Here is a 14,386-nt window from a genome sequence, read left to right on the forward strand (position 1 = left end):
AGCCGGTCTTTCGTGCTTTGCGAGGACGTGCTGCTAGCGTGCCGGCCGGTGGCGTGCAGCGAGTGCGTCGCGCGTTTGCATCGTCGTGTACGTGAGTTGTGCAGCGGCCAGACCGAGTGCGCCGAATGTGCGTGTCAGGCCGAAATGGCTGAACGCTTCGGGAACCGGACGCTCGCCCGAAATCGCCGCCGCGAGCAGTTCGCCTGAAACGGTGGTGGGCGCCATGCCATGTCCGCCGAAGCCGACTGCGTACCAGACGCCGTCGGTGCTCTGGCCGATCTGCGGCATCTTGTGCCGCGCGTAGCTCATCAAACCGCCCCACGCGTAATCGATGCGCACGTCGTGCAGTTGCGGATACACCTTCAGCAGATCGCGACGCAGCAGACGGGCGATAGCCTCCGGCTGGCGATCGCGTATCGAGATGCGCCCGCCCCACAGAATCCGCGTGTCGGGCAGTGGACGGTAATAGTCGAAAGCGAAGCGCGTGTCGTATACCGCTGACTCACAGTCGAGCGCGTTTTTCAGACGCGCGCCGAGCGCCTCGGTTGCCATCACGTAGGTCGCCACCGGCAACACCGCGCGCTCGACCCGGCGGTACACGTTGCGTGCGTAGCCGCCGCCCGCCATCACGACATGCTGCGTGTCGATCGCGCCTTCGGCGGTGGTGACGAGAAAGCCGTTGCCCTGACGCTCGAGGCTCACGACCGGCGAGTGTTCGTAAAGATCCGCCCCGGCTGAAACCGCGGCGCGCGCAACACCGAGCACGTATTTCAGCGGATGAAAGTGGAACGCGTTGTGTTCGAGCAGGCCGCCGTGATAGCGCCGCGATTTCAGTTTTTCAGCGAGTTGCGCTCTGGTGAGGGGTGTCCAGTCGACGCCGAACGAATCTTTCATCAGACGTCGCTGTGTTTCGAGTCGCGCGGGTTCGTCGAACCAGTTCGCGAGAATCACTCCGGCGTGCGTCGTGTCGCAGTCGATGTGATAGCGCTGGATGCGCGCGCGCATCAGGTCGACGGCGTCGGTGGTGAGCGTATAGAGTTCGCGCGCGCGTTGCGGACCGAGTGCCTTCAGCAGGTCCGCGCAATCGAGGCTGTAGCCGCCGAACACGAAACCGCCGTTGCGGCCCGACGCACCGAAGCCCAACTGCTCCGCTTCGAGCACGACGACATCACGAACGCCACGCTCGACAAGCCCAAGCGCCGTCGAAAGTCCCGCCAGCCCGCCGCCGACAATACACACCTGCGCGCTGCGCCGGCCGGTGAGCCGCGCGTGCCCGGGACGCGTGACGCTCGCTTCGTAGAAACTCTGCATAAGGATTCAGGTGTGCGGTGCCGCAGAAGGGCGCTAGACGCTCAACATGGTTTCAGGACACCGGCAACAGCTTGCCGCTGGACACAACGGGCCCGGCTGTCATGGAGAATGGAGTGATGGTATGCGCGGCTATGTTACTCAAGTTTCACGAACCGGCCTACATCGGGTTGACGAGCGGATCGCGCGGTTGCGCTGGCTTCGGGTGCTGAGGTTTGTTCCCGAAGTAAAGGTCAGGCCAATTGTGGGAACTGGTAAATTGGCTTGACCGGATCGTGAGATCGTCGCTACATTGGGCCTGTCAGCGTTTTCGAAACCAGCGGCTTTGCTGGTCATCAAGGCTCCCATGCTTACTGTCGTCTGTGAAAATCCCGGCTCGCTTGTCGCCCAAAATCGTGAGCGGCCGTGTCGCGCAACTGGCGAGGTGTTGCTGCGCGTGAAGCGGGTTGGCGTGTGCGGAACCGATCTGCATATCTTCACGGGCAACCAGCCGTATCTTGCGTATCCGCGCGTGATGGGCCATGAATTCTCGGGGATCGTCGAGGAGGCCGATGAAGCGGACGGGCTGCGCACAGGCGATCCTGTCTACGTGATGCCGTATCTGTCGTGCGGGCGGTGCGTGGCATGCCGGCAGGGCAAGACGAATTGCTGCGTCGATATCGAGGTGCTGGGCGTGCATCGCGACGGCGCGTTCACGGAATACCTGAGCGTGCCCTCGCAGTTCGTACACAAGGCCGAAGGCGTTTCGCTCGACGAAGCCGCCATGCTGGAGTTTCTCGCCATCGGCGCACACGCCGTGCGTCGCGGCGGCGTGAAGACGGGCGAGCGCGTGCTGATCGTGGGCACGGGGCCGATCGGCATGGCGGCGCTGCTGTTCGCACGTCTGCGCGGTGCCACGGTGACCGCGCTCGATACGCGCGCCGAGCGGCTCGATTTCTGCATTCGCGAACTTGGCGCGCATGCGGCGGTGTGCATCGGCGAAAACGACAAAGCCGAACTGTCGAGGCTGACGGACGACGAATTTTTCGATGTCGTGTTCGACGCCACCGGTAACGCGAAAGCGATGGAGCGCGGCTTCGAGTTCATCGCGCACGGCGGGCGCTATGTACTGGTCTCGATTGTGCGCGACACGATTTCGTTTGCGGACCCGGAGTTTCACAAGCGCGAGGCGACCTTGCTCAGCAGCCGCAACGCCACTGACGAAGACTTCGAAACCGTGCTTCGCGCGATGCGCGAAGGCAAGGTGCCGGTCGCCGCGCTCAACACACATCGTTTGCAGCTGTCCGACGTGCCCGCGCGATTTGCCGGTTTGCTCGACGCATCGGCTGGCGTTGTGAAGGCGATTGTCGAGTGTTGATCGCGGTATAGTGATCGTTTCCAGATAGCGATCACTTCTGCGACTCACATGAAAAACACGCTACAGGTGCTGATGTCGAGGCTGCGCATGAAGCAGCTTCAGCTATTGATCGCGCTCGACGAGCATAAATCGCTGCACAAGGCTGCGAGCGCGATGTCGATGACACAGTCGGCCGCGAGCAAGGCGCTGCACGAACTCGAGTCGATGCTCGAAGCACCGCTCTTCGAGCGCGCGAAAAGCGGCCTGATCGTGAACCAGTTCGGTCACTGCGTGATCCGCTACGCACGGCTGGTCGCAACGGACCTCAGCGCGCTGTGCGACGACATGGCCGAGATTCGCTCGGGAAAAGGCGGCCGGCTTGCGGTGGGCACGATCATGGGCGCGATTCCCGATGTCGTCGCGCCCATTCTGGACGAACTGCACGTGAGCCTGCCGAATCTTTCAGTCGAGATTGTCGAGGATACGAGCGCGCGCATGCTGATGCTGCTCGACGACGGCCGGCTCGATCTCGTGATCGGCCGTTCGACCGTGAGCGATGAGCCTTCGCGCTATCACTATCAATCGCTCGGCGATGAACCGCTTTCGGTCGTGGTCGGCTACGCTCATCCACGCGTGGCGAAGGAAATGGATCTGCATGCGCTAGGCGGCTACCGATGGATCACGTATCCGGGCCATATGCCGCTGCATGCGTTGCTTGAGCGCGAACTGGACCTCGCCGGAATCAGCATGCCGACCAATCCGATATCGACGGCATCGACGTTCGTGACGATCACGCTGCTTCAGCAAAGCACCGATCTGGTCGCGCTGCTGCCGACCGACATCGCCGAGCGCTTCGCGCGTCAGAAGATGTTGCGCATCCTGCCCGTCGTGCTGAAATCGCCTTCGCCGACGTTTGGCATCGTCACGCGCAAAGGCGGTGTGCTTTCGTCGCCTGCGCAGCAGTTCATTCAACGCTTGCGCAAGCTGGAACGCGTGCGCTGATCCGGCGTGCGGGGCGGCGCGGTGGAGGCGCGCGGTACCATCACGGGCGCCGACGTGACCCGCATCGGCGGCGTGCCGGTAGTGTCCGGGTTGCCGCGTGACGCGCGCGGCGCGCGGTCGATCAACTCGCGTAGCAGATCGACGGCCATGCGCGCGGCTTCTTCCGTCGGCACGGCGACGGTCGACAATGCAGGGCGCGATTCGCGCGCCAGTTGAATATCTGTGATGCCGACCACGGAAAGATCGTCGGGCACCGAGAGGCCCATGTCGGCCGCTGCATGCATGGCGCCCAGTGCGGGCAGGTCGTTCGTGGCGTAAAGCGCGGTGACTTCAGGATGTGCCTTCAGCAGTTGCCGCGCCGCGTCATAACCGCCGCGTATCGTATCCGCTTCGCAGATGAATTCCGCGACGATCCGCGCGTTGCCGGCCGCGTTGAAGCGTTCGACGAAACCGTCGCGCCGTGCGCCATGAATGCCGAACGGCGACTGGTCATCATGGCTGCTCTTGCTGCCGACGAGCGCGCCCACGCGCGTGTGTCCGAGGTCGAGCAGGTGTTGCGCCGCGAGCGCGCCCGCAAGCCGGAAATCGACCGCCACGCACGGCAGCCCGGGTGGATCGTCCGGACGCTCCCACATGCACAGCACGACCGGTGTGCCGCGTTCGGCCGTGGCGCGCAGGTCGTCGAAAACAAGCTCCGCGTTCGTCACCAGCACGCCTTCCGAAAGCGTGCCGGCGATCTGTTCAAGGTAGGCGCGGCCTGTCTCCTGATCGTCGTTCGTGTTGCAGACGATCAGAAAATGGCCGCTGGTGCGCGCGGCGCGTTCGGCTGCAAGGGTAAATTCCGGGTAGAACGGATTGGCGATGCTCGATACCATCAGCGCAAACGTCGGAGCACGGCCTTCGGCCAGCGCGCGCGCCGCGAGGTGAGGCCGATAGCCGAGTTCCTTGACCGCATGCAGCACACGTTCGCATGTGGCCGCGCCGACCCGTCCGCGATTGCGCAATACGTTGGATACCGTCGCGGGCGTGACGCCCGCGTGCGCGGCGACTTCGTTCAGTGTGGTCATTAACGTTGACGCCCTGGCATGTGGGATGGCATCCTGACATTTGCAACAACGGCAGCGGTCGCGATAAAGTCGTTGAAACAGAACATACCGGAGACGGCGCAAGATCAGGCGATTGAGTTCCAATCGTCTTTTTCTCTGCCACTTGATTAAGCGCTTAATCTCCTGTTGTGACGCATTAGAACATGGAGGCAAGGCAATGGCCAGCATCTCGTTGAAAGCAGTGCACAAAGCGTACGGCGAACATCCGCCGGTGATTCGCGGCGTGGACCTGGAGATTGGCGAAAACGAATTCTGCGTGTTCCTCGGGCCGTCGGGCTGTGGCAAGTCGACGTTGCTGCGGATGATCGCGGGTCTGGAGGACGTCACCGATGGAGATCTGTACATCGGCGGCCGGATCATGAATGACGTGCCTGCCGCCGAGCGCGGCGTCGCGATGGTGTTCCAGAGCTATGCGCTTTTTCCGCACATGACCGTGTTCGAGAACATGGCGTTCGGCCTGAAGCTCGCGAAAAAACCGAAAGACGAAATCGACCGCAGGGTGAAGGAAGCCGCGCGCGTGCTGCAACTCGAAGCGCTGCTCGACCGCAAGCCGCGTGCGCTCTCCGGTGGCCAGCGTCAGCGCGTTGCGATTGGCCGCGCCATCGTGCGCGAACCCGGCGTGTTTCTCTTCGACGAGCCGCTGTCGAATCTCGACGCCACGCTGCGCGGCCAGACGCGCATCGAAATCGCACGCCTGCACAAGCAGTTCGCGAAGGCGAGCGTGGTGTACGTGACGCACGACCAGATCGAGGCAATGACGCTCGCGGACCGCATCGTTCTGCTGCATGCCGGCAAGGACACGGAGCGCTACGGCAGCATTGCTCAGGTAGGCACGCCGCTCGAGTTGTATCACCGGCCAAAGAGCCGCTTTGTAGCGGGCTTTATCGGTTCGCCGCGCATGAACTTTCTGCCGGCGACCGTCGCGTCGATCAATGCGCAATCGGTGCGGATCACGCTTGCGCACACGAGCGAATCGATCGATGTGCCGGTCGTGGCGGATACGCTGACAGTCGGGCAGGCAGTCACGCTCGGCATTCGTCCCGAGCATCTCGAAGTGAACACGGTTGCGGGTGCGACGAGTGACACGCGGGCGAGCGTCCCTTTGCAAACCATTCAACGCAGTGTCACGCTGATCGAACAACTTGGCGAGCACAGCTATCTGCATCTCGATCAACCCGGCGGCGACGTGCTGATCGCCAAGGCGCCGGGCGATATCGAGGCGCGCACGGGCGAGCGTCTGATGTTCAACGTGCCCGCCGCGTCGTGTCATCTCTTCACCGGGGACGGTTTCGCACTGCCGCATCGTGCGCCCGCCTCGAATCATCCCGTCACTCAGGTCGCGTAGGAGCGCTGCATGCGTTTAGGAGTCTGCTATTACCCGGAACACTGGTCGTCCGATATGTGGAGCGACGACGCCGCGCGCATGAAAGCGCTTGGCATCGAGCGCGTGCGCATCGGCGAATTCGCGTGGAGCCGTATCGAGCCGGAACCCGGCGTGTATCAGTGGGCCTGGCTCGATCAGGCGATCGACGTGCTCGGCTCGGCCGGTCTGAAGGTCGTCATGTGCACGCCGACCGCCACGCCGCCGAAGTGGCTCGTCGACCAGCATCCCGACATCCTCGCCGTGGGCGCGGACGGCCGTGCGCGTGCGTTCGGTTCGCGACGTCACTACGATTTCTCGTCGCCGTCGTACTTCGAGGCGTCGCGACGCATCTGCGAAGCGGTGGCGCGCCGTTACGGTTCGCATCCGGCGGTCGCGTTCTGGCAGACCGATAACGAATACGGTTGCCATCACACTGTGGTCAGCTATTCGCTGGCGGCGGCGAAGCGTTTTCGCGGCTGGCTCGCAAAGCGTTACGGCACGATCGATGCGCTGAACAAAGCATGGGGCACGGTGTTCTGGAGCATGGAATATCGCAGCTTCGATGAAATCGATCCGCCGGTTGCAACGGTGACCGAGGCGCATCCGTCGCACCGTCTCGACTATCGCCGTTTCGCCTCGGACGAAGTGGTGCGGTTCAACCGCATGCAGACGGACATCCTGCGCGAGCATTCGCCGGGGCGCCCGATCGCGCACAACTTCATGCAGCTCTTCACGGAGTTCGACCACTACAAGGTCGCAGCCGATCTCGACATCGCGGCGTGGGACAGCTATCCGCTCGGCGCGCTCGAAGAGCAATGGTTCGCGCCGGATATCAAGGCGCGTTACCTGCGGACCGGTCACCCGGATTTTGCGTCGTTCAATCACGACGTGTATCGCGGCATGTCGAAGCAGCCGTTCTGGGTGATGGAGCAGCAGCCGGGCCCGGTGAACTGGGCGGAGTGGAATCCCGCGCCGTTACCGGGCATGGTGCGCCTGTGGAGCTGGGAAGCGTTCGCGCACGGTGCAGGCTGCGTGTCGTATTTCCGCTGGCGTCAGGCGCCGTTCGCGCAGGAGCAGATGCACGCCGGGCTCAACACGCCCGACAACCGGCTCGATCTCGGTGGCGCGGAGGCAGCACGCGTTGCGGAGGAAATTCGCGCAGTCGTGTCCGCCGATGGCGAACCGAAGGTGCGCGCGAAGGTCGCGCTCGTCTACGACTACGAAGCCAAGTGGCTCTTCGAGATTCATCCGCAGGCCGCCGGTTTCCACTATCCGCGTTTCGCGTTCGAGTATTACTCGGCGCTTCGCTCGCTGGGTCTCGATGTCGACGTGATTCCGGCGGATGCATCGTTTGACGGCTACAGCATGATCGTCGTGCCGCCGTTGCCGGTGGTGGCGAATGACTTCGGCGCCAGGCTCGCGGCAAGTGGCGCGCAGGTTGTGCTCGGACCGCGCACGGGTTCCAAGACGCGCGATCTGCAGATTCCGACTAACCTGCCGCCGGGCGCGCTCGCCGATGTGTTGCCGTTGCGCGTCTGGCGTGTCGATTCGATACGCCCGAACGTCAACGTGCCGGTCACGAGCGATAGTTCGACGCTGCAGGGCGAGTCGCGTCACTGGCGCGATCTGCTCGACGTGCCGGCGAACATGGACGTGCTCGCGCGTTTCGATGACGGTCATCCGGCTCTTGTGCGACATGGCGCGCTGCATTACTGCGCAAGCCTCTTTGACGACACGCTCACGCAACGCATTTTCGCGCAGGTTGCAGCGGCAGCAAGACTTGATGCGGTACCGCTCGCCGACACGATTCGCGTCAGCCAGCGTGGCGCGCTCAAGTACGTTTTCAACTACGGCGATACCGCTTACACGATCGACAACGTCCGTGCGGATGCTTTCGTGATCGGGTCGTCGTCGGTCGAACCGCAGGGCGTGGCGGTTTATCGCGCCGCATAACATTCCATCATCCATCAGGAGACAGGTATGACAAGCACGAGAAGTGCGGTACGTAAGGGGCTGATCGGCATCGCGCTGGCGGCAGCCGGTTTGACAAGCGTCGTCGGCAATATCGCGCAGGCCGGCACGCTCGCGGTCAACATCGCATTCAAGGGCGCAAGCCAGCGCGCGGTCTGGCAATCGGCCATCGACGACTTCAAGAAGGCACATCCGGACGTCGACGTGAAGGTGTCGTTCATCGACGAAGAAGCGTACAAGGTGCAGTTGCCAGGCTGGCTCTCGACGGTCGCCCCCGATGTGGTGAACTGGCATGACGGCGAACGGATGGCGTATTACGCCCGTCGCGGTCTCCTGGAAGATCTCACTAACGACTGGAACAAAAACAACTGGAACAGCATGTACGCATCGACGAAGGAAGCTTCGTCGTATAACGGCAAGCAGTACGCCGCGCCGACCGTGTATTACTCATGGGGTATGTTCTACCGCAAGGACCTGTTCGAGAAGGCCGGCATCGCTGGCGAGCCGAAGACGTGGGATGAATTTCTCGACGCCTGCAAGAAGCTGAAGGCTGCCGGCATCACACCGATTGCCGTGGCCGGGCGCGATGCGTGGACGCTGGCAGGCTGGTTCGACTATCTCGATCTGCGCATCAACGGCAACGCGTTCCACCAGAAGCTGATGGCGGGCGAAGTGCCGTACACCGACCCGCGCGTGAAGAAAGTGTACACGGCGTGGAAGCAACTGCTCGACGACAAGGACTTTATCGACAACTCGCTCTCATACGATCTGGACGCCGTGCAGCCGTTCCTGTTCCAGGGCAAGGCCGCGATGATGCTGATGGGCACGTTCATTACCGGCGGCTTTCCGCCGGACGTGAAGTCGAAGATGGGCTACTTCCAGTTCCCGATCATCGACGCGAAGGTGCCGACCGCCGAGGACGGTCCCGTCGAATCGCTGCATATTCCGTCGAAAGCGAAGAACAAGACGGATGCGCACACGTTCCTCGCCTTCATGGAAACGCCGGATATCAGCTCGAAGCTGGCGCAGGGGTTGGGATCGTTGCCGGCTAACAGCAAGTCGCCGGAACCGGAAGATCCGATTTCCAGGATCGGTTTCCAGATCCTGTCGAATACGAAGGGCGGCATTGCGCAGTTCTACGATCGCGACATGACGAAGGAAATGGCCGACGAAGGCATGAAGGGCATGCAGCAGTTCGTGTCGGATCCGACGAAGCTCGACGAAATCCTCGCGCAGCTCGAACAGACCCGCAAGCGGATCTACAAGAAGTAAGCTGGGCATCGAACGGCGCCGGCAGGCGGGCCGCGGTCCCCCGCAGGCCGGCACCGCGGAATCGAAGACGCCGTAGAGGTAATCCGTCATGAAAACTGTCCCGACCCATCGCGTGGCCGTCGATGTGCCGCAGGCTGCGCCGCCGCGTCGCGCGAAATCGCGCCGGGCATCGCCAAGCGCAAGGCAGCAGCGGCGCGCAGCGTTTCTGTTTCTCGCGCCTGCCTGCATCATGGTGGCGATTTATGTCGTGTGGCCGATCATTTCGTCGCTGTCGCTGAGTTTCTACAACTGGGACGGCATGACGGAGAAGACGTTTGTCGGTCTCGCGAACTACGTCGAACTGTTCCATACGCCGACGTTCTATACGGCGCTCAGGAACAACGTGCTGTGGCTCGTTCTCTTCATGCTGTCGCCGCCGATGGGGCTTGCGATCGCGCTGTATCTGAATCAGGCGGTGCGCGGCATCCGCTTCGTGAAATCGCTGTTTTTCGCGCCGTTCGTGCTTTCGGGCGTCGTCGTGGGCCTGATTTTCAGCTGGTTTTACGACCCGACGTTCGGCTTGCTGAAAGTGATCGTCGGGCACGGCGTGCCCGTGCTGGGCGATCCGCGCTACGTGACGTTCGGCATTATCTTCGCCGCGCTGTGGCCTCAAACAGCGTACTGCATGATTCTTTATCTCACGGGCCTCACGTCGCTTAACGCCGAGCAGCTCGAAGCCGCGCGGATGGAAGGGGCGAAAGGCTGGGCGATGCTGTGGCACGTCGTGCTGCCGCAGCTGCGGCCCACGACATTCATGGCGATCGTGGTGACCGTGATCGGCGCGCTGCGCAGTTTCGACCTGATCGCGGTGATGAGCGGCGGCGGCCCGTTCGAAAGCTCGACGGTGCTCGCCTATTACATGTATGACCAGGCGATCAAGTATTACCGCCTCGGTTATTCAGCGGCAATCGCGGTGGTGCTGTTCGCGATCGTGCTCGTCTATATCGTCTTCCAGTTGCGCCGCATGGTGCGCGAAGAGCAGTAAAGGAGATCGCCATGTATCCGCTTCCCGTCGAAAAATGGAAACCGGCCAACCGGGTGCTGTACAAGATGTCGCTGCCGCTCGCGCTCATCATCTGGCTGCTGCCGATGATCGCGGTACTCGTCACGTCGGTGCGCTCGACCGACGAACTTTCGCGCGGCAACTACTGGGGCTGGCCCGAACACATCACGCTGATCGCGAACTATCGCGAGGCGTTGACGGCCTCGCCGATGCTGCATTACTTCTGGAACAGCGTGCTGATTACCGTGCCCTCGGTGGTGGGCTCGATCACGCTGGCCGCGATGGCCGGATTCGCGCTTGCCGTGTACCGTTTTCGCGGCAACATGCTGCTGTTCGGCACGTTCGTGGCAGGCAATTTCGTGCCGATCCAGATCCTGATGATTCCGGTGCGCGATCTGTCGTTGCAACTGGGTCTCTTCAATACGGTCAGCGCACTGATCCTCTTTCACATCGCGTTTCAGACCGGATTTTGCGCACTGTTTCTGCGTAACTTCATCAAGCAGTTGCCGTTCGAACTCGTGGAAGCAGCGCGGATCGAAGGGGCCGGCGAGTGGACGGTATTCTTTCGCATCGTGCTGCCGCTGATCCGTCCGGCGCTTGCGGCGCTTGGCATCCTCGTTTTCACGTTCGTCTGGAACGACTATTTCTGGGCACTGTGCCTGACGCAAGGCGACGAGGCTGCACCGATCACCGTCGGCGTCGCCGCGCTCAAGGGGCAGTGGACGACCGCGTGGAATCTCGTGTCGGCCGGCTCGATCCTGGCGGCGCTGCCTTCGGTGGCGATGTTCTTTGCAATGCAACGGCAGTTCGTCGCCGGACTGACGTTTGGCGCGACCAAGGGTTGATACCGGCCTGCTAAAGCCGCGCAAGGAAGCCGGCTAAAGGGCGGCTTCCACCGCCGGCTTGAGAAACAGTTCATGCACCGGCGCGAAATGCGCGTACAGCGGCAGAATGGCGCCGCCCATCGCGCGCGCGTCGGCACCGATCGCGCCTTCCAGCAGTTGTGGGCGCACCATGCCTTCCCACTCGAAACGATCGAGCACGCGCTCGGTGCGGCGGATGATCTCGCGCAGCAGTTGCCGGTCGAGTTCACCATCGATCACTACTGCTTCGAGATCGAGCAACGCCGAAGCATTCGTGAGCGCAGTGGCGATGGCGGGGCACGCGGTATCGAGCCACTGTTCGGTCAAACGCCACAGTTCGGGGCCCAACGCGCGATGATCGTGCGCGGCCGCGGGCGGCGCGCCAGCGTCCGCGAAAATCCGTTCAAGCACGAAGCCCGATGCCGCGTGCAAAAGCTGTCGCGCGGGTTTTGTGCCGCTGCGCGCAAGCGGAATCGAGCCGACCGCACCTGCGTTGCCGTGTGGGCCGCCATGCAGTCGTCCGTCGATCACGAGGCCGCCGCCAATAAACGTGCCGACGAACAGATACAGGAAATTGTGAATGCCGCGCCCCTGGCCCATCACGAGTTCCGCCGCGCACGCAGCGGTCGTGTCCTTGGCGAACTCGACCGGCAATCCGGTCATCGTCTCGATACGCGCACGGATGTCGATCTCGTTCCATGCTTCGAGCGCCTCGGGCGGCGCACCCAGAAAATCGCGCCAGCCGCCGAGCCACAACGGCGCTGCAACCCCTACACCCACGACCTTTTTCGCGCGTGCGCCGAGCACCGCGTTGGTACGCGCGAGTCTCGCTTCGAGCGCGGGAAACAGCATCGCGGGATCGGGGTAGGTGTACTCGAACACATCGCGGCTACAGACGTTGCCCACGAAATCCATCGCCAGCACATCGAGGCTGCGCCGGCCGACCTTGATGCCGATCGTGAACGCGCCGTCCGCGCGCAACGCGATCGGCACCGACGGTTGCCCGATGCGGCCGCGTACGCGCGGCTGCCTCGCGAGCAGGCCGTCGTCGATCAGACGGTCGACGATCATCGATACCGTCTGCATCGACAGACGCGTGAGCCGTCCCACGTCGGCTTTCGGCAACGGACCGTGCAGCCGTATCGCCTGCAGCACGATCCGTTCGTTGAACTGCCGCATGCCGACCTGGTTCGAACCGACCGGGTGCCTGAGTGGCGAATGCGGGGCGTTATCCATCATCACGCGCCGGCGGTAAGAGTCACTATCATGCGATAGCCTTGACGTCAGCTTCCTTTGCTCCTGTCATGATCGCAACGGCTTCCGACATATGAATGTCCGCGCGATTCACGAGTGCGGCGCGTCGTCCAAGCCGCTGGATATGGATGCGGTCCGCGACTTCGAACACGTGCGGCATGTTGTGGCTGATCAGAATGACAGGCAGGCCGCGATCGCGCACGCGCCGGATCAGTTCGAGCACCATGTTGCCCTCCTTGACGCCGAGTGCCGCGGTCGGTTCATCGAGAATCACGACGTGTCGCGCAAACGCCGCGCTGCGCGCCACGGCTACGCCCTGACGCTGCCCACCGGACAATGTTTCAACGGCCTGACGCATCGAACGAATGCCGATCTGCAATCCTTTCATATGAGCGGTCGCTTCTTCCAGCATGCGGCGCTTGTCGATCATCTTGAGGATCGACCCACGCCAGCCGGGTTTGACGAGTTCGCGTGCGAGGAAAAGATTTTCGGCAATGCTCATCGCCGGGGCGACGGCCAGGTCCTGGTAGACCGTTTCGATGCCGTGCGCACGTGCGTCGAGCGGGCTGCGAAATTTGACAGGCGCACCATCGAGGAACAATTCGCCTTCGTCGGGCACGGTAGCGCCGGAAAGCGCCTTGATCAGCGATGACTTTCCGGCGCCGTTATCGCCGATGACAGCGAGAATCTCGCCGGGCAGCACTTCGAAATCGCAACCGTCGAGCGCGGTCACCGAGCCGTAGCGCTTGATCAGTCCGCGCGCCTCCAGAACCGGTGTGACGGAAGCAGCAGTTTGGGGTGTCGACATGGCAGGCTCCTGATCGCGTTAGCGGCGATGTGACAGTTTGTCGGCAGCAACGGCGAGAATGACGAGAATCCCCGTTATCAGCACCTGATACACCGACGAGACGCCGATCAGCGTGAGGCCGTTGCGAAACACGCCGACAATCAGCGCGCCCAGCAGCGTTCCGACCACGGACCCGCGCCCCCCGAACAGACTCGTTCCGCCGAGCACGACCGCCGTGATGCTGTCGAGGTTTTCTGTCTGCCCGGCTTGCGGATCGCCCACACCGGTACGCGATACCGAAAGCAGCGCGGCGATGCCGTAAAACACACCTGCGATCGTATACACCGTGATCAGGATGCGTTGCGACTTCAGGCCCATCAGGCGCGCGGCTTCCGCGTTATTGCCGAGCGCATAGAGATGCCGTCCCGGCACCGTATCGCGAAGCACGAACCACGTCGCCAGATACATCAGCAAGGTCAGCACGGTGCCGTAGGTGACTTCTGCTGGTCCGATACGGAACGTGTTACCGAAGAACATGATCGCGTTGGGCAGATTCGTGACGCTCTCCGCGTTCGAATAAAGTTGCGTCAGGGCGAATGCGATGTTCAGCGTGCCGAGTGTCACGATGAAGGCGGGCAGTTTGATACGCGTGATCAACAGGCCGTTGAGCAGGCCGAACAGCGCGCTTGCGCCAATGCCGCAGATAATCGCAAGGACCGGTGGTACGCCGAGCACGACGGCGAATTTGGTCATCACGATCGAGCCGAACGCCATCACCATCCCGCACGACAGGTCGATGCCGCTGGTGAGCACGATCAACGTCTGGCCGATCGCGATGACGGCGACGACCATCGTCTGCTGAAGAATCAGCGAGAGGTTCTGGAACGACAGGAAACGGTTGCTCTGCGAGATGAAGAAAGCGCATGCGAGCAGCAGTGCCAGCAATGGGCCGATTTCAGCGAGAGACGGCAGATGATCGCCGAAACGGCGGGCGCCGGAGGCCGACGGAGTAGACATGATGTGTTCCTCGATGCGATCGCGTGATGGGTGGCACGCGCGACTTCGCCGGGACCCGCGGGCGC

Annotated in this window: 12 protein-coding genes; 7 read left to right on the forward strand and 5 right to left on the reverse strand. The window is 62.6% G+C overall.

Annotated elements, in window-relative coordinates; genetic code table 11:
- Nucleotides 1-33: 33 nt before the first annotated feature.
- Nucleotides 34-1,311, reverse strand: a complete 1,278-nt coding sequence (locus LPA37_RS14990; protein ID WP_228980828.1) for an NAD(P)/FAD-dependent oxidoreductase — start codon at nt 1,309-1,311, stop codon at nt 34-36.
- A 343-nt stretch (nt 1,312-1,654) separates the two neighbouring features.
- Here LPA37_RS14990 and LPA37_RS14995 point away from each other — a divergent pair, with 343 nt between their 5' ends.
- Nucleotides 1,655-2,665 (forward strand): zinc-binding alcohol dehydrogenase family protein, encoded by a 1,011-nt coding sequence (locus LPA37_RS14995; RefSeq protein ID WP_228980827.1) that lies wholly within the window; start codon nt 1,655-1,657, stop codon nt 2,663-2,665.
- A gap of 48 nt (nt 2,666-2,713) precedes the next feature.
- Complete coding sequence (locus LPA37_RS15000) at nt 2,714-3,646, forward strand: LysR family transcriptional regulator (protein ID WP_228980825.1); 933 nt, start codon at nt 2,714-2,716, stop codon at nt 3,644-3,646.
- On the opposite strand, the gene LPA37_RS15005 is transcribed toward LPA37_RS15000, so the two are convergent.
- The gene (locus tag LPA37_RS15005) at nt 3,613-4,713 is read right to left on the reverse strand and encodes a LacI family DNA-binding transcriptional regulator (RefSeq protein ID WP_229012987.1); all 1,101 of its coding nucleotides are present in this window, start codon (nt 4,711-4,713) and stop codon (nt 3,613-3,615) included. The two genes, LPA37_RS15000 and LPA37_RS15005, sit on opposite strands and share 34 nt — an antisense overlap.
- 196 nt (nt 4,714-4,909) lie before the next feature.
- Here LPA37_RS15005 and LPA37_RS15010 point away from each other — a divergent pair, with 196 nt between their 5' ends.
- The 5 genes from LPA37_RS15010 (at nt 4,910) to LPA37_RS15030 (ending at nt 11,245) form a co-directional block, all read left to right on the forward strand.
- Complete coding sequence (locus tag LPA37_RS15010) at nt 4,910-6,097, forward strand: ABC transporter ATP-binding protein (protein ID WP_228980820.1); 1,188 nt, start codon at nt 4,910-4,912, stop codon at nt 6,095-6,097.
- A gap of 9 nt (nt 6,098-6,106) precedes the next feature.
- Nucleotides 6,107-8,068, forward strand: a complete 1,962-nt coding sequence (locus tag LPA37_RS15015) for a beta-galactosidase (protein WP_228980818.1) — start codon at nt 6,107-6,109, stop codon at nt 8,066-8,068.
- A 27-nt stretch (nt 8,069-8,095) separates the two neighbouring features.
- Nucleotides 8,096-9,358, forward strand: a complete 1,263-nt coding sequence (locus LPA37_RS15020) for an ABC transporter substrate-binding protein (RefSeq protein ID WP_228980817.1) — start codon at nt 8,096-8,098, stop codon at nt 9,356-9,358.
- An 88-nt stretch (nt 9,359-9,446) separates the two neighbouring features.
- Nucleotides 9,447-10,382, forward strand: coding sequence for a carbohydrate ABC transporter permease (locus LPA37_RS15025; RefSeq protein WP_228980812.1), 936 nt, complete (start codon nt 9,447-9,449; stop codon nt 10,380-10,382).
- An 11-nt stretch (nt 10,383-10,393) separates the two neighbouring features.
- On the forward strand, nt 10,394-11,245 hold the full coding sequence (locus LPA37_RS15030; RefSeq protein ID WP_228980810.1) for a carbohydrate ABC transporter permease: 852 nt from the start codon (nt 10,394-10,396) through the stop codon (nt 11,243-11,245).
- 33 nt (nt 11,246-11,278) lie between these two features.
- On the opposite strand, the gene LPA37_RS15035 is transcribed toward LPA37_RS15030, so the two are convergent.
- From LPA37_RS15035 to LPA37_RS15045, 3 genes are read right to left on the reverse strand one after another with little or no spacing between them, the layout of a single operon-like run.
- Nucleotides 11,279-12,499 (reverse strand): ROK family transcriptional regulator, encoded by a 1,221-nt coding sequence (locus tag LPA37_RS15035; protein ID WP_407672531.1) that lies wholly within the window; start codon nt 12,497-12,499, stop codon nt 11,279-11,281.
- 28 nt (nt 12,500-12,527) lie between these two features.
- Nucleotides 12,528-13,325 carry an ATP-binding cassette domain-containing protein gene (locus LPA37_RS15040; RefSeq protein ID WP_228980805.1) on the reverse strand — a complete coding sequence of 266 codons (798 nt, stop codon included), beginning with the start codon at nt 13,323-13,325 and terminating at the stop codon, nt 12,528-12,530.
- Between the two features lie 18 nt (nt 13,326-13,343).
- Nucleotides 13,344-14,321 (reverse strand): ABC transporter permease, encoded by a 978-nt coding sequence (locus LPA37_RS15045; RefSeq protein ID WP_228980804.1) that lies wholly within the window; start codon nt 14,319-14,321, stop codon nt 13,344-13,346.
- Nucleotides 14,322-14,386: the final 65 nt, after the last annotated feature.

The organism is Paraburkholderia gardini, from assembly GCF_907164545.1.
In the GTDB taxonomy this organism is placed as follows: domain Bacteria; phylum Pseudomonadota; class Gammaproteobacteria; order Burkholderiales; family Burkholderiaceae; genus Paraburkholderia; species Paraburkholderia gardini.